At 64.1% G+C, this 20037-nt stretch carries 17 protein-coding genes; 7 read left to right on the top strand and 10 right to left on the bottom strand.

Features of this window, described 5'->3' with window-relative positions; all coding sequences use genetic code 11:
• Positions 1-53 precede the first annotated feature (53 nt).
• The 3 genes from INT29_RS05000 (at position 54) to INT29_RS04990 (ending at position 4725) form a co-directional block, all read left to right on the top strand.
• Positions 54-1532 (top strand): alanine/glycine:cation symporter family protein, encoded by a 1479-nt coding sequence (locus tag INT29_RS05000; RefSeq protein WP_193070913.1) that lies wholly within the window; start codon positions 54-56, stop codon positions 1530-1532.
• A gap of 296 nt (positions 1533-1828) precedes the next feature.
• Positions 1829-3223, top strand: coding sequence for an NAD-dependent succinate-semialdehyde dehydrogenase (locus INT29_RS04995; RefSeq protein WP_193070912.1), 1395 nt, complete (start codon positions 1829-1831; stop codon positions 3221-3223).
• Between the two features lie 200 nt (positions 3224-3423).
• Positions 3424-4725, top strand: a complete 1302-nt coding sequence (locus tag INT29_RS04990) for an MFS transporter (RefSeq protein WP_226830798.1) — start codon at positions 3424-3426, stop codon at positions 4723-4725.
• Here the strand turns inward: INT29_RS04990 and INT29_RS04985 are convergent.
• The 4 genes from INT29_RS04985 to INT29_RS04970 all read right to left on the bottom strand — a co-directional run bounded on the left by INT29_RS04985 (position 4700) and on the right by INT29_RS04970 (position 7066).
• On the bottom strand, positions 4700-5152 hold the full coding sequence (locus INT29_RS04985) for a hypothetical protein (protein WP_101570039.1): 453 nt from the start codon (positions 5150-5152) through the stop codon (positions 4700-4702). The two genes, INT29_RS04990 and INT29_RS04985, sit on opposite strands and share 26 nt — an antisense overlap.
• A complete protein-coding gene (locus INT29_RS04980) occupies positions 5149-5490 on the bottom strand; it encodes a DUF6204 family protein (RefSeq protein WP_101570040.1) in 342 nt (113 codons plus the stop codon). The genes INT29_RS04985 and INT29_RS04980 overlap by 4 nt, the downstream gene beginning before the upstream one ends.
• Complete coding sequence (locus INT29_RS04975) at positions 5487-6155, bottom strand: TetR/AcrR family transcriptional regulator (RefSeq protein ID WP_193070911.1); 669 nt, start codon at positions 6153-6155, stop codon at positions 5487-5489. Before INT29_RS04975 ends, INT29_RS04980 begins: the two co-directional genes overlap by 4 nt.
• Before the next feature lie 161 nt (positions 6156-6316).
• Positions 6317-7066, bottom strand: coding sequence for an MFS transporter (locus INT29_RS04970; protein ID WP_193070910.1), 750 nt, complete (start codon positions 7064-7066; stop codon positions 6317-6319).
• Positions 7067-7799: 733 nt separating this feature from the next.
• On the opposite strand from INT29_RS04970, the gene INT29_RS04965 reads away from it, so the two are divergent.
• From INT29_RS04965 to INT29_RS04950, 4 genes are all read left to right on the top strand, one after another.
• Positions 7800-9323, top strand: a complete 1524-nt coding sequence (locus INT29_RS04965; RefSeq protein WP_193070909.1) for a class I adenylate-forming enzyme family protein — start codon at positions 7800-7802, stop codon at positions 9321-9323.
• Positions 9320-10645 (top strand): beta-ketoacyl-[acyl-carrier-protein] synthase family protein, encoded by a 1326-nt coding sequence (locus INT29_RS04960; protein ID WP_193070908.1) that lies wholly within the window; start codon positions 9320-9322, stop codon positions 10643-10645. Before INT29_RS04965 ends, INT29_RS04960 begins: the two co-directional genes overlap by 4 nt.
• 75 nt (positions 10646-10720) lie before the next feature.
• The gene (locus tag INT29_RS04955) at positions 10721-11926 is read left to right on the top strand and encodes an acyl-CoA dehydrogenase family protein (protein ID WP_193070907.1); all 1206 of its coding nucleotides are present in this window, start codon (positions 10721-10723) and stop codon (positions 11924-11926) included.
• Between the two features lie 106 nt (positions 11927-12032).
• The gene (locus INT29_RS04950) at positions 12033-13661 is read left to right on the top strand and encodes an amidohydrolase (protein ID WP_193070906.1); all 1629 of its coding nucleotides are present in this window, start codon (positions 12033-12035) and stop codon (positions 13659-13661) included.
• A 39-nt stretch (positions 13662-13700) separates the two neighbouring features.
• Here the strand turns inward: INT29_RS04950 and INT29_RS04945 are convergent, their stop codons facing one another.
• The 6 genes from INT29_RS04945 to INT29_RS04920 all read right to left on the bottom strand — a co-directional run bounded on the left by INT29_RS04945 (position 13701) and on the right by INT29_RS04920 (position 19968).
• On the bottom strand, positions 13701-15203 hold the full coding sequence (locus tag INT29_RS04945; protein ID WP_193070905.1) for a sodium:solute symporter family protein: 1503 nt from the start codon (positions 15201-15203) through the stop codon (positions 13701-13703).
• Positions 15200-15526 carry a DUF3311 domain-containing protein gene (locus INT29_RS04940; protein ID WP_193070904.1) on the bottom strand — a complete coding sequence of 109 codons (327 nt, stop codon included), beginning with the start codon at positions 15524-15526 and terminating at the stop codon, positions 15200-15202. The genes INT29_RS04945 and INT29_RS04940 overlap by 4 nt, the downstream gene beginning before the upstream one ends.
• Positions 15527-15696: 170 nt before the next feature.
• Positions 15697-17100, bottom strand: coding sequence for a dihydrolipoamide acetyltransferase family protein (locus INT29_RS04935; RefSeq protein WP_101570048.1), 1404 nt, complete (start codon positions 17098-17100; stop codon positions 15697-15699).
• On the bottom strand, positions 17100-18119 hold the full coding sequence (locus INT29_RS04930) for an alpha-ketoacid dehydrogenase subunit beta (RefSeq protein ID WP_101570049.1): 1020 nt from the start codon (positions 18117-18119) through the stop codon (positions 17100-17102). The genes INT29_RS04935 and INT29_RS04930 overlap by 1 nt, the downstream gene beginning before the upstream one ends.
• Positions 18116-19222, bottom strand: coding sequence for a pyruvate dehydrogenase (acetyl-transferring) E1 component subunit alpha (pdhA, locus tag INT29_RS04925; protein ID WP_101570050.1), 1107 nt, complete (start codon positions 19220-19222; stop codon positions 18116-18118). The genes INT29_RS04930 and pdhA overlap by 4 nt, the downstream gene beginning before the upstream one ends.
• A 140-nt stretch (positions 19223-19362) precedes the next feature.
• Positions 19363-19968, bottom strand: a complete 606-nt coding sequence (locus INT29_RS04920) for a hypothetical protein (protein WP_226830795.1) — start codon at positions 19966-19968, stop codon at positions 19363-19365.
• Positions 19969-20037 lie beyond the last annotated feature (69 nt).

Here is a 20037-nt window from a genome sequence, read left to right as displayed (position 1 = left end):
TGTTGTGTTCGCTGTTGAACACAAACTCAAATGGTGAAAGGACAACCGACGTCATGGATGCCGTTGCAGAATTTTTCGACACGATCAGCGGATTCGTCTGGGGTCCGTTCCTCCTCATCCCCCTGCTGCTGGGGACAGGCCTGTACCTGACGATCCGTCTGGGTGGACTGCAGTTCACCAAGCTGCTGCCGGCTCTGTCCCTGGGGATACTCAAACGCAAAGATGCCGGCTCCGAAGGCGACATCACCCAATTCCAGGCGCTGACAACGGCTCTGGCCGCCACCGTGGGCACCGGCAACATCGTCGGCGTGGCCACAGCGATCGGCGTCGGCGGCCCCGGCGCGCTGTTCTGGATGTGGATGACGGGGCTCCTGGGCATGGTCACCAAATACGCAGAGGGGTTCCTGGCGGTGCGCTTCCGCGGTACAGATGATGCGGGGGAGAAGTCGGGCGGCCCCCAGTACTATCTCGAACGCGGTATCAAGGGGCCGTTGGGCAAGGTCCTGGGACTGATGTTCGCTGTATTCGCCGTTTTCGCCTGCTTCGGCATCGGCAACATGACCCAGGGCAACTCGATCGCGGCCAATGTCGAATCCAGCTGGTCGATCCCCGCCTGGATCACCGGTGCCGTCCTCACCGTCCTCACCCTGGTGGTGCTCGTCGGCGGCATCAAGTCCATCGGCCGGGTCACTGCCGGACTTGTGCCGGTGATGATCGTCTTCTACGTCCTTGGGGCCCTGTTCATCCTCCTCGCCAACATCGACAAGGTGCCCGGCGCCTTCGCTGCGATCTTCACCGAAGCCTTCACAGGCACCTCGGCGGTCGGCGGATTCGCGGGGTCGGCGATCATCATCGTGGTGCAGATGGGCGTGGCCCGTGGTCTGTTCTCCAATGAGTCGGGCCTCGGCTCGGCGCCGATCGCCGCTGCTGCCGCGCAGACCACGCACCCTGTCCGCCAGGGGCTGGTCTCGATGACCCAGACATTCATCGACACCATCATCGTCGTCAGCTTCACCGGACTGACGATCATCGCCACCGGCACCTGGAATCAGGTCGACCCCGAGACCGGGGAACAGATCAGTGCCGCACTCATGACCGGAGAGGCCTTCTCCAATGGGCTGCCCGGGCAATGGGGCCATTGGATCGTGACCATGGGCATCGTTCTCTTCGCCTTTTCTACTCTGCTCGGTTGGTCGTACTACGGCGACCGCAATGTCGAAAGGCTCGTCGGCCGCCGCGGTGTCCTGCCGTTCCGGATCTTCTTCTCACTCGTCGTGTTCGTCGGCTGTACCACCGAACTCGAGCCGATCTGGAACTTCTCCGATGTGATGAACGGTCTGATGGCCCTGCCGAACCTGCTGGGCATACTCATCTTGTCGGGTCTCATCTCTCGCGAGACCAAGCACTATCTCAAGAACGACCCGAATCTCACCGCGGACAAGTCCACGATCGAGGCGTTCATGGTCGGTCAGCCGGGCTGGAGTCAGTGGAAGGCGGGCGACGTGGTCGGTTCCTCACGACGGTTTGACTGAGCGACCGTCCGGTCGACAGTCTGTCTGATCGCTCGTGCGGCCGAACGCTGGTTTCGTCGAGCTAGTAGTTCGCGCGGAAACCGTCGCATAAACTGCGGAATTCGCAGCAATGTAGCAATACGCCAGGGCTGTGTGTGGAACTGATGATTCCCCCAGGTTCCCTCACTTGTTGCGCACGTCACGTGTTGATAGCGTGAGAGGTGGGCCTACGCAATCCGTCGATTTCGACGGTGATCAGGTAGGCAAACGCCTTTTCCGGCGCCACCCGGGCGCCACACAAGTCAAAGGAGTCTGGAATGAGCAATGTAGGCAGTGCTGCAGGCGGTTACCGCGTCGAGAATCCGGCCACGGGCGAAGTCGTCGAACGCTTCGAGAACGCCACCGACTCACAGGTCGAGGAGGTCCTTGAGGGCGCTCACCAGGGCTTCCTGAGCTGGCGGGAGAAGACCACCGAAGAACGCGGAAAGATCGTCAATAAGGTTGCCTCGCTCTTCGGGGAGCACAAGGAAGAACTCGCGAAGATCATCGCAGAAGAGATGGGAAAGCCCGTCGCGGAAGGCATCGAGGAGGCCGAATTCTGCGAGGAGATCTTCAACTACTACGCGGACAACGGACCGGATTTCGCCGCCGACGAACCCATCAAGTCGATGTCGGGCGGCAAGGCTTTCATCCAGCGCCGCCCCGTGGGCGCGCTGCTGGGCATCATGCCGTGGAACTTCCCGTATTATCAGGTCGCCCGCTTCGCAGCACCGAACCTCGTCCTCGGCAACACGATCATCCTCAAGCACGCTGAGATCTGCCCTCGTTCGTCGGCGAAGATCGCCGAGATCATGAAGGAGGCCGGCGTTCCTGAAGGTGTGTACAACAACATCTACGCCACCCACGATCAGATCGAGACCATCATTGCCGACGATCGGCTCGAAGGCGTCTCGCTGACCGGTTCCGAGCGCGCCGGTTCGGCCGTCGCGGCCACAGCGGGCAAGCACCTGAAGAAGGCCGTACTCGAACTCGGCGGCTCCGATCCCTACATCGTCCTCGACACGGACAATATGGACGAAGCCGTCGACACTGCTTGGGGCACTCGTCTCTACAACACCGGCCAGGTCTGCAACGCGAACAAGCGCATGATCGTCATGGACGACATCTACGACGACTTCGTCACCGGACTGACCAAGCGCGCCCAGGATTGGACGAAGGGGACTCCCGCCGAGGCGGGCGACGGCAAGTACTCGCCGCTGTCCTCCCGTGGAGCCGCAGAGAACCTGCGCAAGCAGCTCGACCGCGCTGTCGAGCAGGGTGCGACACTCGTCGGCGGCGAGCTGGCATCGGACGGCTCGGCTTACGTCTCGCCAGCCGTGCTGACCGGAGTCACCTCTGACATGGACGCCTACCGCGAAGAGCTCTTCGGGCCGGTGGCCACGGTGTACAAGGTGACCAGCGACGATGAGGCCCTCAAGCTGGCCAACGACACGCGCTTCGGCCTCGGCGGCGCGGTGTTCGCCAAGGACGAGGAGCGTGCCGCGAAGCTCGCCCAGCGCCTCGAGGTCGGCATGTCGAACGTCAACACCCCCGCCGGGGAAGGCGCCGAGATCCCCTTCGGCGGCACCAAGCGCTCGGGCTTCGGCCGCGAGCTCGGCCCCTACGGCATGGACGAGTTCGTCAACAAGCGCATGTACTACGTCGCTGGCTGACCGTCACCGATTCCAGACGCGGGCGCTGAACTGAGACGCGGGTGCGCACCCGTTTCTCAGCGCAGCGCCCGCGTTGTGCTGTCACGGTGGGATCAAGACTTCACCCTATGACGGGCACCGTGGGTGAGGTTCGTCGGAACCTCGACACTCGGGGAGGCACTCGGTAGCGTCTGTGACGTCCCTGACCGATGAGCGAACCCATGAATGAGGCGAGACGGATGCCCAGAATGCTCATCCTCGGCCTGTGTGCCGGACACTTCCTCGTTCTCCTCGATGTGACAGTGGTCAATGTTGCGCTGCCGCAGATCAATGCTGACCTCCAGGCAGGTCAGACGGGGATGGCCGGGGTCGTCAATGCCTATACCTTCGTCCTGGCAGCGCTGCTGCTCGCGTTCGGCGCAATCGGGGACAGATGGGGCCACCGTCGTGTCGTGGTTCTCGGTTACCTCTGCTTCTTCCTCGGTTCGCTGGCCTGCTCGCTGTCGCCGACGATCGATCTGCTCGTCGCCTCGCGCGCCCTCCAGGGCGTGGGGGCTGCCGCAACGATGGCTGGGACCCTGGCGATGCTCTCCGAATCGGCCGCGGACGAGCGCGAGCGAAGCAAGCTCGTCGGACTCTGGGCGGCTCTGGGCGGGATCGCTCTGCCGATCGGGCCTCTGCTGGGAGGACTGCTCGTCGACGTCGGCAACTGGAGGGCGGTCTTCTGGCTGAATCTGCCGGTCATTCTGCTGGCGCTCATCCCGATCCTTGTGCAGTCCTCACCGTCGAGAACATCGGTCCCGTCGAGAAGACTCGGCCGAGGAGGCGGTGACCTGATCGAGGATGCCGGGCCGTCCGAGTCCTCGCACCCAATGCGAGCGAGGTTCGCCATCGCCTGCGTCATTGCGGGACTGCTGAACTTCTGTGTCCTCGGCTCACTGTTCCTCCTTACCCAGTACTTCCAGGACGAACGAGGGCTGTCTCCGTTCCAGGCAGGGCTGGCCACACTGCCTGCCCTGCTGCCGCTGCCGTTCTTCGGGGCGTTGTCAGGGGTGATCAGCAACCGGCTCGGCGTCTGGAAGACAAGCGCAGTGGGGCTCATCGTGGCTGGAGTGGGCCTGGGGCTCATGGGGCTGACGATCTCGGGGGCACGTCTGTGGCTCCTGTCGTGCGCCCTCGTCGTGTGGGCGATCGGTGTCGGGATCCTGATGCCTGCGATCGTGGCGGCGGCCATGCATGCCCTGCCGCAGAGGCCAGGATTGGCCTCGGGTGCTGGAAGCACTGCGCGCAACGTTGGAGGAGCCCTGGGCGTGGCGGTCTTCGCCGCTCTGCACGAGGTGGAGACCGGTATCCTGATGGCAGGGGCCGGCGTCGCCATGGTCGCCGCCGCATTCCTCTGCATGAAGGTGCAGCAGCGTGGGAGAGCTCAAGTCTCGAGCGCCAACCGCGCATCAGTCGGCCGTGAGGGAAGCGGTCACTCTGGGCCTCCGGGGCACGTCATCTCCGAGAATCGGCGGCATTGACACCGGAACCCGATGTCAGGGTCGAGATCACCTCTGCCGGACTGAGTGCGGTGTCAGTGAACCAGCGGCTTGCCGCGTTCTCGGCAATGCCCTCAGCCTGGTCGATGAGTACTCGGCCGCTGTCGGTGAGGGTGAAGTCGCCGGACTCCGAACGTGAAAGCCAGCCGAGCTTGACCAGAGGAAGGCTGGAACGCACCGTAGACGACCGGGTCTCGCCCATCGCCTCGGCGAGATTCTCCCGGGTCAGTCCCTGCGGGCGCGCGCCGATGATCCGCAGCCGGCGGAGATCGTCGAGTGACAGGCCCACGCGAGAGAGCGCAGTGCCGATCACAGTGTCCAGTGAACTCTTCGCCCCGGCCAGGAGCAGTGCAGCATCCAGGTTCGGTGCTGCATCCGCGGTCTCGAGCGTCGGATGCTCAGAATTCATCGGCGTGGCCCCGAGCGCACTTTGACATCCTCGACGCACACGGGGGAGACATCGACGGTCCTGCCGTCGAGACCCCGATTCTTGAGGTCGGCTTCGGAGAGTTCCTGAGCTCGGATGCTCGCCGCCACATCGGCGTCATCGGGATTTGCTTCGTCGATGGAGAGCAGAAATCGGTGCTGATAGTTCACGAGTTCGGGTGTGTAGAGGAACGTCCCCTCCGGTGTGAAGCGCGCGGCGAACATATCGTGGTCCTCCTGTGCTTCTCGCAGGGACGTGCGCTGGGAGTCATCGAGGTCGATGAAGCGGCCTCGGACCGTGGTGCGGTAGGTGCGAATCATAGATGTGTTCCTTCTGGAGCTGCGTTGGTGGTGCTGCGGGTGGCATGGTCGAAGAGCGACACGAACTCAGCTGTCATGGCTTCTGTGCGGGAGGCACCAACAGGTGCTCTGCTGCTGCTCAGGCTCGCGGCCGCCGTGTCGAGGACCGAGCGGAGTGCCAGTGCCATCGTGAGCGGGTCGAACCTCCGCATCTCCCCCAGCCGCTGTCCGTCCTCGAACAGTGCGATCAGATCGCCGACGGAGTCCCTGGCGCGATCTTCGTAGGACTCGGTGCCGTTGCGGCTGAGGTAGCCGACGGCGGCGACGATGGCTGCGGCCGAGGCCGGCTTGGCACGGGAGTAGTCCATCGAGGTGGTGATGTAGTCTGCCAGCCGTGTTCTGCTTGAGGCGGCGCGGGAGAGAGCTTCAGCCAGCTGTGCGCCGAGGTCATTCGAGACTGAGTGGACCACGGCGCGGGCAAGCTCGTCCTTGCCGGAGAAGTTCCCATGCACTGCACCCCTGCTGAACCCCGCGTGCTCGGCCACAGCATTGAGCGGGGAGCCTGACACCCCCTGAGCGGCGAAGAGTTCGATCGCCGCAGCGACGAGGTCTCGCCGAGTTCTCTCGCGACTCTCCTTGCGTGTGAGGCGAACCGGGCGGTGCTCGGAGTCGGTTGGTGATGTCATAAATATAAGGATACATGAGGGTATCCGAATACTTAAATGTATCTTTAGGCGATGTCGACGGCTGCCGATCCGGGTTCGGCCGCACGCCTGTGTCAGGGGCACGGGCGGGTGGAGGCAGCGCGCGCAGTTCAGCTCTGGCGCGGTACAGTTTCAAACGCGGTTCAGCCCTGGAGTTCAGCTGCCTTCGCGGCGGCGCGCTCTACGGCGGTGGGAATCTGGACGATGGGGCCGAGCACCACGGTGAAGAAGAAGATTCCGATGGCCAGTATGACCGCGCAGACGATGAAGGCGGCGCTGAAGCCGCCGGTCGCCTGCACGACGAAACCGGTGACGATCGGTGCCGAAACGCCGATGAGGTTATTCACTGAGTTCATGATCGATCCGGTGGCCCCGACTCCGCCCTCGGGGGCGATGAGCGCGGGCAGTGAGTTCGTTACGCAGAAGGTGATCGTGATTCCGCTTGTTCCCAGAGTGATCCAGAACAGGGCCCACGCCGGATCGTGCGTGAATGCCGCACCCATGACCGTCATGGCGATGAGCATGCCCGAGATGATGAAGACCTTGCGAACCGCGGTGCCGGACTTGCCGATGCGCATGAGGTGGTCGAGCAGCCAGCCGGGGAAGATGAACTCCACGGCCACTGCGACGAGCCAGGGCAGTGCGGTGAAGATGCCTGAAGACATGATGCTCATCCCCATCTCCGACTGCAGATATCCGGGCAGCCAGGTCAGCAGCATCCACTGCGTGTAACCGGCGCAGCCCAGGCCCAGTGACATCCCCCAGACCTTGCGTTGTTTGAGGATGTATCCCAGGTTCGCCAGGGGGTTGGGGCGAGGCGCGTCCTCGTCCTGTGCACCGCCCTCCCGGATGTAGTCGAGCTCGGTGTCCTTGAGTTTGCCGAGGCGGTTCATTGCACCGCCATTGCCACCAGGGGGAACCCGACGACATTGGACAGACGCTGCCCGGAGTCGAAGATGGCGGTCGCTGTCCCGCGCTCAGATCGCGGGAACCAATAGCCGGTGGCCTTCATTGCGCCCGGGAAGATCGGTGACTCGGCAGGCCCAGGATGATGCGAGCGAGGATGAGCAGCCCGGTTCCGCTGATGATGGCAGTGAGAAAGCAGGAGAGGCTCCACGGTGAGTCCCTTCGTTGGTGTCTCGCTCGTCAGTGAGCGTGTGGCGTAGTGGACTCCGCGGCGAACTCCCCAGAACTTCCACGCTATAGAAACATGATTTCGCTGGATCGAAGTCAATGTATAGCGGCGATTAGTCGAGTGTCGAAGCGAAGATCTACCCCGGGTGTCGTTTGGGGTGTTTTCCGGCGCGCATTAAGTCCTGTGATAAATCATCATCCCAGGTAATCGAGGCTCCTGGCTTGATTCGCCCCTCGGTATATTGGAATGACTCAAATGAACTCCATGGTCATTCTGTGCTCAGATCACCGTTAGCGAGAATCGAATCATTCCACAATAGGCAAACTGCGAAAATGCGACTCAGGAAACCGTATCGACTACCGGGCTGAGTGAGAGCAGAACTGCATCGAGTCGTGTGCGCTCCTATACTGAGAAGGCGAGTCCCGCAGGCGTAATGACTGCCCGTGGACGCGATGAACACTCGTCGATCCAGCGAATCCAGGAGGCTGCACTTGCCGATCACCGCGATGATCCTCAACGTTGCGCAGTCCGATCCAGAGCAGCTCGCACTTGTCGGTGCCCGAGATCGCCTGACCTACAGCGGGCTTGTCGAGGACTCACGGTCCATGTTCGCCATCGTCGACGAACTGCATCGGACGCAGCCACTGCCTCCCACGCCTGCGCCGGAGACCGACAACATACCGATTACGGCGATCAGCACCACCTCGGCGTACGACACCTCACGCATCATCGCCGGACTCGCCGGCTACCGTGCCGTGTCCGCGACGATCGACCCGCGGTGGCCGCTGAACCACCAGCTCGGCGTTATCCGAACCACCGGGATCGGCGTCGTGATCAGCGACTCGCCCGCCCTTGCCGAGGCGCTCGCCGCCTCCGGGTGGACAGGCACGGTCATCAGCCTCACCGACTTCCGGGCTCGTCAAGCAGCCGCGCTCCCCGCTCCCGCACCTGCCGTTCGGGACGGGAATGAGCCGTTCCTCATGCTCTTCTCCTCGGGCACGACGAGCAATCCGAAGGCCTTCATCAAAACCCGTCAGCAGTATCGGGAGAACGTGGCCGTCTCTTCGGCCCACCTGGGGCCCTTGCCCGGTGTCGCGACCTTGGCACCAGGGCCGGTGTCCTACAGCCTCACGCTCTACGCCGTCATCGAAAGTCTGGCGACTGGCGGCAGCGTGCATCTCGCCGATGAATTCGATCCGATTACGATGGGCAGCCGCATTGCCGCGGAGGAGATCACCCGTGTCGTTGCGGTCCCCGCAGTGGTCCGTGCCCTCGCCGAGGCTGCCCGCCGTGACTCCGAGCGCTTCGCCTTTGTCGACCTCGTCGTCACCGGGGGAGCCAATCTGCCCGCGAGCATCCGGGACCGCCTCGGCGAGATCCTCCCCACAGCTCGCCTCATCAGCTACTACGGTGCTGCCGAGATTGGATTCATCGGTGACAGTCGAGACGGTGACGGCACCTGGATCCAGGTCTATCCGAGCATCGGTGCCCAGATCCGTGACGACTCCGGTGCAGAGCTTCCCGAGGGCGAGCTCGGCACTCTGTGGATTCGAGCCGCCGCCTGTTCCTATGGCTACGTCACGGGCACCACTGAGGCGGTGCTGCGCGGCGCGGACGGTTGGGCCACCGTCGATGACCAGGGGCGGATTGTCAACGGCATGCTGCAGCTGGCCGGTCGGGCCGGGGACATCGCGATCACCGGAGGTCACAAGGTCTCACTGCCGGAGGTCGAGCGCGCATTCGAAACGTACGACAACCTCGGCGAGGTCTGCGCTATCGCCCTCGACGACCCTGCGTTGGGCAGCATCATCGTACTCGTCATCGAAGCGAGCACAGACAACGCAGACAACGCAGGCAAGGCTGCCCTGCTGAATCACGCACGCGCCCGCCTGGCACCGCAGTTCGTTCCGCGTCGCATCTATCGGCTCGATCGCCTACCCAGGACGGTCGGCGGGAAGGTTCGGCGGACCGAAACCGTTGACCTCATCATGGACGGACAAGGACAGAGACTGTGAGAGAAGAACGCCGCGTCGTCATCACCGGGATGGGCGCGATCACGCCGAGCGGCAATGACGTCGACTCCCTCTGGGACTCGGTGGTCACCGGCCGCAGCGCGATCGGCGTGCTCGAGGGGGAGCAGTTCGCGGACCTGGCTGTTCGCATCGGAGGCCAGGTGAGAGATTTCGACGCCGAGGCAGTCCTGCCCCGAACGCTTGCCCGACGTCTCAGCCCGGTCCAGCACTGGGCCGTCGCCGCGGCCGACCAGGCCCTGGCCCAGGCGGGGATCGCGAGCCCGACAGCTGGCGCGAAGACGGCTCAGAGGGAGACATCGCGTGGTGGAGACGCCGACGAACTCCCCTGGGGCCGATCCCGCGTCGCCGTCATCGCGGCCACCGGCTCCGGACCTGTCGACGCCATGCAGAACGCTACACGCTCGCTGCTCGACGGCGGCCCCCGCTCGGTTCCCCTGACACTGGCGATTCACGGCGCACCCGACTCGGCCGCGGCGCTGCTGAGCCAACGCTTCGACTTCCGCGGGCCCGGGCAGGGAGTCTCGGCCACCTGCGCCAGCGGAGCGATCGGCGTCGGCGAAGCACTGCGGCGCATCCGTCACGGATACGCCGACGCGGTGCTCGTCGTCGGGATGGAGGACTGCCTCAACGCGATCAACCTGGCCTCGAACGCGAACATGAGGGCCCTGGCCGCCGGCTTCGAAGACGACCCGAGTTCGGCCAGCAGGCCCTTCGACAGTGCGCGGACCGGGTTCGTCATGAGCCAAGGTGCCGGCGCGATCCTTCTCGAGTCCGAGACCGGCGCCGCAGCCCGCGGGGCCACCGTGCTCGCCGAACTCGCAGGATTCGGTGCTGCCAGCGACGCCCACCACCCGACGAATCCGCACCCCGATGGTCGCGGTGCTGCCTCGGCGATGCGAGAAGCCCTGGCCGACGCGGACCTGAGGGCCGCCGATATCGATCACATCAACGCCCATGCCACCGGTACCCCCGCCGGCGATGCGGCCGAGCTCAAGGCCTTCGACGCGGCGCTTGGAAAGACCGCGCACTCGATTCCGATCAGCGCCACGAAGTCGTCCACGGGCCACCTCCTTGGTGCCTCCGGTGTCGTCGAAGCCATCATCGCCATTCGTGCGATGGCAGATCAGAGGCTTCCGCCGACACTCAATCTCAAGAACTGCGAATTCGACGGCTGGGACATCGTCACTGATCAGGCCCGTGCAGTTGACCATTCTGAGAAGCCGATCGACACCGTCTTGTCGACGTCGTTCGGATTCGGCGGACACAACGGTGCAATCATCCTGCGCCGAGTCCGCACCGACTGATCGCCCGCTGTGGTGAGACCGACCCAATGAGCAATCGACTCCATGAGCAACGGACCCCGTGAACAAGGAGACATAATGTCTGACCGTGAGACCCACCTCGGCGAACTTGCCGAAAAATACCTCCCCGACGAGGTGCTCGAGCGCTTCCGCGAACGCGCTGGCGTCTATGACCGCGAGAATCGCTTCTTCGACGAGGACCTCGCCGAGCTGAAGTCGCTGGGCTACCTCACGCTGTTCGTTCCAGACGCCTACGGCGGTCCCGGACTGAGCCTGCACGAGGTCTCGCTCCTGCAGCAGCGATTGGCTGCAGCGGCCCCGGCCACGGCCTTGGCGATCAACATGCACCTCATGTGCACAGGTGTCGTCAAGGCCCTCAACGATCGCGGCGATGCCTCCCTGAACTGGGTGTTCGAGGAGGTGATGGCCGGAGAGATCTTCGCCTTCGGCATCTCCGAACCCTCCAACGACTGGGTGATGCAGGGGTCGGACACGGTGGCCCAGCCGACCTCCGACGGCGGCTACCTGCTCACCGGAGTGAAGATCTTCACCTCCTTGTCCCCGGTGTGGACCCGACTCATCGTCCACGGAGAGATCGCTACCGATGAGGAGGGAATCGCAGGCCCCAATGCGGAGCAGCCGGCCGAAGGCCAGTTGGTCTATGGCTTCATCGAACGCGGCACCGAGGGCATCACGATCTCCGATCATTGGGACGTCATGGGGATGCGGGCCTCGCAGTCGCGTGCGACGATCCTCAATGAGGTGTTCATGCGACCCGAACGGGTCTCGCGCATCATCCCGGCCGGCAAACACCCCGACCCGCTGACCTTTGCCATCACCAGCAATTTCCAGCTGCTCATCGCCTCCGTCTACGCCGGTGTCGCCGCCCGAGCGCTCGAACTCGGCGCGGCTGGTCTGAAGAAGCGCAAGTCTGCGAAGGCCGGAACCACTTTCGCCGAGGTGCCCGAGACTCGCGCTCGCCTCGCAGACGCGCACCTGGACTACCTCGCCGTGCCCGCCATGCTCGATGCCTACACCAGGGACTTCGACGCCCTCGTCGACCACGGGGCAGGCTGGCCATTGCGCCTGGTCGGAGCCCGGATCAAGGCTTCCGATGCGGCCCGGAACGCGGCCGAGACAGCACTCATGTGCAGCGGTGGCAGCGGCTTCGACAACAGTCACGAACTCTCCCGCCTCTACCGGGATGCGACCGCCGGCCTGTTCCATCCGCCGAGCGCCGATGCCGCCCGCCCGATGTATGCGGCGGCACTGCTCGACGGCTGAGGAGAATTGTCTGCTGGTCTCAGCGGCGAAAGACGTCCGACCGCTGAAGGTTGTGACGTGGCACGATGGTGAGCAACTCACACCAGCTGCAGAGACGGAGCACCCCATGGAGGAGAGAACACCGACGATCGTGCGCGCGGATTCGATCGTGTCGCAGGCAGGGACCCCAGCAGGGACTCAAGCAGGCGCCCCCGAACCCGAAGCGCTCGCGATCACCGGCGAGACCATCAGCGCGAGCGGGACGCTGGCCGAACTGCGGGAGCGGTTCCCCGCCGCCGAGGTGCTCGACTTCGGTGACTCGACCATCATCCCGGGCCTCAACGACGCCCACATCCACCTCGCCATGACCGCCGGTGATGCCCTTCACCTCGACCTGTCCCATGAAGCGGTGGGAAATGTTCCCACGCTTCTGGACACGATCGCCGCTGAGGTCAGCACCACCTCGCCGGGGGAATGGGTCAAAGGCAGTCGCTATGACGACGAAAAGACCGGGATCGTCCTCCGCGACGAACTCGACCGGATCGCGCCCGAGACCCCGGTGATCGTCAACCACGTCGCCGGGCACTGGGGCGTTCTCAACTCTGCCGGACTGCGATTCCTCGGGATCGAGGAGTCCTCTCCCGACCCTGACGGTGGCCGCTTCGACCGCTACTCCGACGGTCGACTCAACGGGAAGCTCATCGAGCGGGCGCTGATGAACGTGCTGATGCCGGCCACTGCCCGCGGTGACCGTTTCATCCCCGGTGACACGGTTGAAGATCTGCAGCTCGGTGCCGCGCGGACGATCGCGAAGTGGAGCGCCGCGGGCCTGACCTCGATTTGCGACGCACTCATCAGCCCCCAGGACATCGGGATCCTCTCCGCCGTGCGCGATGCCGATGCGCTGAACCTGCGCATCGGAATGCTCCTGTCCATCGACCACTATGACAAGGCCGTCGAGCTCGGAGTGGGCAGTGGATTCGGTGATGATCGGCTCAAGCTCATCGGCGTCAAAGCCTTCCTCGACGGAGCGATCGGGGGACGAACCTGCCTCCTCTCCGAACCCTTCACCGACCCGAACTATCAGGGTGTGCAGACCACCTCGACCGAGGAGCTGCGGGCAAACGTCGAACGCGTCCATGCCGACGGCAACAGGATCGGCGTCCACGCCAACGGGGACGCCGCGATCCGTCTCGTCCTCGACGCGTTCGAAGACGTCGCCCAGCGCATTCCACGCCCGGGCCTACGTCATCGGATCGAACACTGCAGCCTCATCGACGACGACATCCTCGAGCGGATGAACCGCCTCGGCGCCATTGCGGTCCCCTTCGCCGGATATCCCGGCTATCACGGCGGGGCGCTGAACTCCTGGTACGGGGAGGAGAGGATGGAGAGGATGTTCGCTCACCGCTCGTTCCTCGACAAGGGTGTGACGGTGGCAGGTTCCTCGGACTATCCGTGCGGGCCCTACCAGCCGCTGTTCGGACTGCAGTCACTGATCACCCGCACCGGCGCCGACGATGGGACCACCGTCGGAGCTTCGCAGAAGGTCACAGCAACCGAGGCGCTGTCGATCTTCACGCTCGGATCCGCCGAAGCCTCAGGGGAAGAGTCTTACAAAGGCAGGCTGGCGCCGGGTTACCTCGCCGACTTCACCGTCCTCGGAGACAACCCACTGAGCATCGACCCGCACGGAATCGCGGACATCGACGTGCGAGCGACCTATGTCGGTGGGGACGAGGTGTACGCGGGCTGAGGCCTCCGGCGCCGTGCGTGCAGGTGCCGCTGCCGTGCCTCAGGTGCCCACCTTCGCCCGCTCCGCCGCCGGAACCCAACGCGGGTCCGGCTTAGCGAGAGTGACAACCACGACGACGATGAGGTTGGCGGCGACGGCCCACAGGCCGCCGTTGATGCCCAGCAGCGGATCGTTGCCCGTGTAGTGCAGGGCCACCATGGTCACCGATCCGACGATGAGTCCGGCGGCAGCAGCCTGCTTGCTCATCCGCGGCCAATAGAGGGCGAGGAGCGCGGCGGGCACGACCTGTGCCAGACCTTCGTAACTGAGCACGGACAGCTCAACCAGTGCGTCGGGCATGAGCAGGCTCATCACCAGGGCAATCACACCGACGATGAGACACACCCACTGGGACAGTGTCTTCTGCCGCAGACCCCGCGCAGCCAGCTGGTCCTTCGTCATCGTCGCGGAGTTCTTCGGTCCAGACAGTCCTCCGCCGAGGACCGTGCGTCCCCACATCGAGCCGATCGAGAGCATGTACACGCTCATCGGCACGATGGCTGAGAGTGCACCGGCGACGCCGATGACAGCGACGAGCGGGGCCGGCAGCGAGTCGATGACCACGGAGAACAGCGCCAAGTCTGCATCCTTGAGAGCGGGAATGACGAGGAGCGCTGCCACACCGACCATCATCGGCACGAGAAGCAGCAGCTGGTACCAGGGCAGGATGATGGAGTTGCGGCGCAGAGTGTTCGCCGAGGTGCCCGAGAGGTAACCAGCGATCGACGTGGGGAAGACGGTGATCGTGATCCCGTTGAGGATGATCGTCGAGATGAACCAGGCGCTTCCATACGTTCCCTCGCCCGCACCCGGGAAGGTCAGCCACTGTGACTTCTCGACCACGAGCCGGTCGAGCAGCGGGGCCAGACCGTCGAAGTAGTGCAACGGAACATAGATCGCGAGGAAGGCCACGGCGAGGATGACGAGCCCATCCTTGAGCGCACTGACCCAGGCGGAACCGCGCAGACCGGAGAAGAGGATGAACGCCTCGGCGACGATGAAGGAGATGATGGCGGCGACATTGAGGTCGATGGCCCCGTAGCTCATGGCGTTGACGACGGCGCCCATGCCCTGAATCTGCAGCTGGATGTAGGGGACGATGAACACGGTCGCGAGCACGGCCACGAGGATCGCCAGACCTCGCGAGCGGAAACGGTGCTCGACGATGTCGGAGAGGCTGACGAGTTTGTGCCTGGCCGCATAGGTCCAGAACAGCGGTCCGACGAGGTAGGCGACAACGAGCCCGACGCTGAGGTAGCCGATGAGGTAGAGGATCGGCACACCGTAGGAATACGACCAGCCGGCGGTGCCGAGGAACGAGAACGAGGTATAGGTCTCGCCCGCCATGAGGAGGAGGATGAAGATGAATCCGAGGCCGCGTCCGGAGACCGACCATTCGTCGAGTGACTTCTCACGGCCCCTGCCTGACCAGATGCCGATGCCGATGGTCGCGAGCATACTGAGGCCGAAGATGATGCAGGCGATGATCGCTGAAGAGCTCATTTCTCGGTCTCCTCTCCACCGGCTGCGGGGGTGCTATCGATCGCATAGTCCTCACCGAAGGCAACGTCGGCTGGGACGTATTCGGCCTTGTCGCTGCGGTAGTAATGATCACCGCGTGCGGCCATCCACACGAAGAACCAGGTGAGGATCGTGACGACGATTGTGTAGGTGAGAATGAACGGCATCCCGAAGATACGCGGTTCGATCGTGTTCGCCACGAACGGGGTGAGCAGGTAGAGAACGACCGGCACGATGAGGAAAAGCAACGAGAACCGCCGCCGAGGTGGCCTCGACGGCGGTGATGAATCGTGAACTCCCGACATGCGCAACCTCTTCCCCATCGAATGGACACCGCAGGTGAGCGGACTGCGCCAGGTTAGTGCTGCGCGTCACGGGAGGTGAAAGTCAGTCCGAAATGTGGAATCGGGGTGCGCCGCGCACAATCCTCAAAGGAGAGAGCTGAAGATCTGCTCCCTCAATTGGCCCCAGGCGACTACAGCTCCGGCAGCAGCGAGATCGGGTTTTCGATGCAGTCGGCGATGAAGGTGAGGAACTGGCTCGGTTCGGCACCGTCGCAGGCGCGGTGGTCGAAGACGAATGATAAGAACATGACCTTGCGGACGGTGAGTTCGCCGTCGACGACCCAGGGGCGATCCTTGATCCGTCCGAGGCCGAGCATCGCAACCTCGGGCAGGTTGATGATCGGCGCAGAGCCGTCGACTCCGAACACGCCGTAGTTGTTGAGCGTGAACGTCCCGCCGGTCAGTTCCTGGGTGCTGAACTTGCCGGTCGAGGCCTTGCCGACGGTCTCGGATACCGAGTCGCGCAGCTGCCGCAGGCTCATCTCGCCTGCGCCATGGACGACGGGAACCATGAGGCCACGTGGCGTTTGCGCGGCCAGGCCGAGGTTGATGTCCCCGTGGGTGACGATCTCGTTGTTCTCGGTGTCGATCGAGGAGTTGATGATCGGGTGCTTCTTCAACCCCGCGACGACGAAACGGGACACGAGTGAGAGCAGGGAGTATTTCTCCCCGGTCCTCGACTCGAGGGCGCGTTTGGTATTGAGCAGTTCGGTGGCGTCGACGTCGAGCCAGATCGTGGCTTCGGGAATCTCCTGCCGCGACCGCGTCAGACGCTCGGATACGACCTTGCGCAGTCCCGTGATCGGAGTCCTGGTATCGCGGTCGGCGGGTGACCCGAAAGGGGCCACGTTCGCCGAGGTGGTAGTGCCGACGTGGCCGTCACTGGCCAGAACGGTGTTGTTCGGGACGGAGGTCGTCGTGCCGGACTCGATGGCCTTGAGCACGTCCGCCCTGGTGACGATACCGCCAGCGCCGGTACCCGGGAGATGTTTGGCGCTGAGTCCGTTGTCTTTTGCGAGCTTGCGCACGATCGGGGAGGAGACCGGAGAGACTGAAGGTTCGGCCGGGGGAGTGGCCGCCGGGACTGCACTGTGAGCAGCCGTTGAGCCGCCGGTCTTCGCACCGAAGGACCGTTTCTTCGTCGACCGCGTCTTGGGCTCGGACGTGCCGTATCCGATGAGGTTCGCGCCGCTGCTATCTGAACCGGCACCGGAATCGGAACTGGAACCGGGACCAGAGTCCGCGTTCGCACTCGAACCGGCACCTGCCTCGGCGACGGAAAGCAGGGGCTGACCTGCGGACACGGTGTCACCGGCGTTCGCGTGCAGCGCCTCGATTCGCCCCGTAAACGGGCACGGCAACTCGACGACGGACTTGGCGGACTCGACCTCGACGACCATCTGATCGACATGGACCTCATCGCCGACGTTGACCAGCCAGCTGATGAGCTCGGCCTCGGTCAGTCCCTCACCCAGGTCGGGGAGGATGAAATCGCGGGCGTTCGTCGCGCGCGCGGAACTCGTCTCGGCACCCATCACAGCTCCCAATCCCAGGATTCGAGGGCATCAAGAATGCGTTCGGCGGTCGGCAAGAAGTACTCCTCAAGCTTCGGCGACGGATAGGGCACATCGAAGCCGGTGATCCGCAGGATCGGAGCCGAGAGGTGGGTGAAATTAGCCTCGGTGACCCGGGCAGCCACCTCGGCGCCGTAGCCACCGAACTGGGCAGCCTCATGGATGATCGCGGCACGAGACGTCTTTCGCACCGACGCGGACACCGTCTCATCGTCGAAGGGCGAGAGCGACCGCAGGTCGATGACCTCGATCGACAGTCCATGCTCTGCACCGTCCTCGGCCGCGGCCAGGGCGGTGCGCACGGTGGGACCGTAGGTCAGCAGGGTCACGTCCGAGCCTTCGCGGACAACCTGCGCTCGATCCATCGGTGCGGTCTGCACGGGCAGGCTGAGCTTGTCCTTCATCCAGTACCGGGACTTCGGCTCCATGAAGATGACCGGATCCTCGGAGGCGACTGACTCGCGCAGCAGAGAGTAGGCATCGGCTGGGTTCGAGGGCGTGACGACGGTCAGGCCCGGAGTCGAACACCAATAGGCCTCTGAGGAATCCGAGTGATGCTCGACGCCGCCGATGTCACCGGCGTAGGGAATCCGGATGGTGATCGGCAGGCTGACATGGCCCTTCGTGCGGTTGCGCATCTTCGCCACGTGGGACACGATCTGCTCGAAGGCAGGATAGGCGTAGGCATCGAACTGCATCTCGATGACCGGGCGCATCCCGGCCATCGCCATACCGATCGCGGTGCCGACGATGCCGGACTCCGCCAGCGGCGAGTCCCAGACCCGTTCGGGTCCGAATTCCTTCCGCAGACCTTCGGTGACACGGAATACCCCGCCGAGGCGACCGACATCTTCACCGAAGACCAGGACGGTGTCGTCCTCGGCCAGACTGTCGCGCAGAGCCTGGTTGAGTGCCTTCGTCATCGTCACCGAGGCCGGTGCCGGAACGTCTTCTGCCGTGGTGAGCGCGGTGACGGTCATGACTGAGCCGCCGCTGCCAGCTCGGCTTCGAGCTTGCCCTGCTGGGCGATGAGGTTCGCACGCGGATTCGCATAGACGTAGGCGAAGAGTTCGCTCGGATCGACCTCGGCCTCGGTGTTCATGGCGTCACGGACCGAGGTGGCAAGCTCCTCTGCGCTCGCCGTGATCTCAGCGGCGGTCTCGTCATCGAGGACCCCGGCTGTGCGCAGGTGCTTCTCGAGGCGGTCGATGGGATCGAACTGCTTCCAATGCTCGACCTCCTCGGCGTCACGGTACTTCGTGGGATCGTCGGAGTTCGTGTGCGACTCCATCCGGTAGGTCAGGCACTCGATGAGGGTCGGCCCCTCACCGTTGCGGGCGCGTTCGAGGGCTGCCGTAACGGCGGCGAACACGGCGGCGATGTCGTTGCCATCAACGCGCAGTCCCGGCATTCCATAGCCGGCGGCGCGGTCGGCGAGCATGGTCGCGTTCGACTGCTCACGCAGCGGAGTCGAGATCGCATACTGATTGTTCTGCAGCACGAAGACGGTCGGGGTCTGCCACACCGAGGCGAAGTTGAAGGCCTCATGGGTGTCGCCCTCGCTGCTGGCGCCATCGCCGAGGAAGGTCAGGGTGCAGGCGTCTTCGCCCTTGAGCTTCGCGGCCATGGCGAAGCCGGTCGCGTGCAGGGTCTGCGTTGCCAGGGGTGTCGCCGCAGGTGAGGTGTGATATTCGTTCGGATCGAACCCGCAATGCCAGTCGCCGCGGAAGGCCGCGAGGATCTCTGTCACAGGAACACCGCGGGTCAGCAGCGACGCGGAGTCGCGGTAGGTGGGGAACAGCCAGTCGTTGGGTGCCAGTGCGGTGGTCGCACCGACCTCGATGGCTTCCTGGCCGGCGGCGGAGGGGTAGGTCGCCAGGCGTCCCTGTCTGGTCAGATGCGTAACCTGTGCCTCGAATCGACGGACCTGCACCATCTTCTGATAGAGCCCCAAGAGGGTGCGATCGCTGGGGATCGTGAGCCCATCGGCAGGGACATCGGCGGGCTGCCCGTCTGCACCGATGAAGCTGACGGGCTGCAGCTGGGGCAGTGCGCGGCGAGAGGTGGGAACGTCAATGGTCATGACCCCATCGTGGCGTGAGCCGAGTCACCGATCCAGGGTCTGCGAGCAGCCCCGGACGCCGATGCCGATTGTGTTGAGAAGTGTGGACGAAGTGCTCGGTTGTCGTGTGGGCGGAGGGACGTTTGGCCGGGGTGCGGAGCTCAGATTTCGCCCCACCGATAGCCGCGCGAGGTGAACGCTTCGGCGACCTCATCCTTCTTGCCTTCGACGTCTCCCTTGTACGCCTGGTGACCGCCTGCGGTGAGGACCGTCAGTTTGCCGCCGTCGAAATAGGCAGTGGAGAAAGAGGCTCGCGAGATCCGCAGCGGATGGTCGTCGGGGCGCCCGATGAGGATGTCGTCATCGCTGATGCGCAAGGGAGTCGTCGAGACGGTGATGACAACGGTGGCGATCGCGCCGATTACCGCACCGATGATGGGTCGGGCGATGACGACCCAGGCCTGGTCGAATTGGCTGAGCTTTTCGACGGCATCTCCGAAAGGGATCGGGAATCTCGCGGCGAAGGCACCCAGCGCGGGAAGGAAGAATCCGAGGGCGATGCCGACCCCCACGCAGACTGCGCCGATGACGATGACCTCGGTCCAGCCGAGGGCGAACACCGAGGCGTCGTCGGGTGCGGGACTTCCTGAAGTGCCGTTTGGCTCGGACGTCTCGATCGAATGTGTGCGGTTGGTGTGGGGTTCCCTGTCTGCCATGGTCTCTCCGAGCCTTGCTGCGACGACGATCTGTGGGGAATCGTCGGGCATTCGCGTCAATGTCGATGGTTCGCGTAGGGGTCAGCGAACCAAGTGGTATATGAGTGTACCAAACTGGAA

The sequence above is a fragment of the Brevibacterium sp. FME37 genome (genome assembly GCF_014897485.1).
In the GTDB taxonomy this organism is placed as follows: Bacteria; Actinomycetota; Actinomycetes; order Actinomycetales; family Brevibacteriaceae; genus Brevibacterium.
This window is presented reverse-complemented; position numbering and strand designations above follow the sequence as displayed.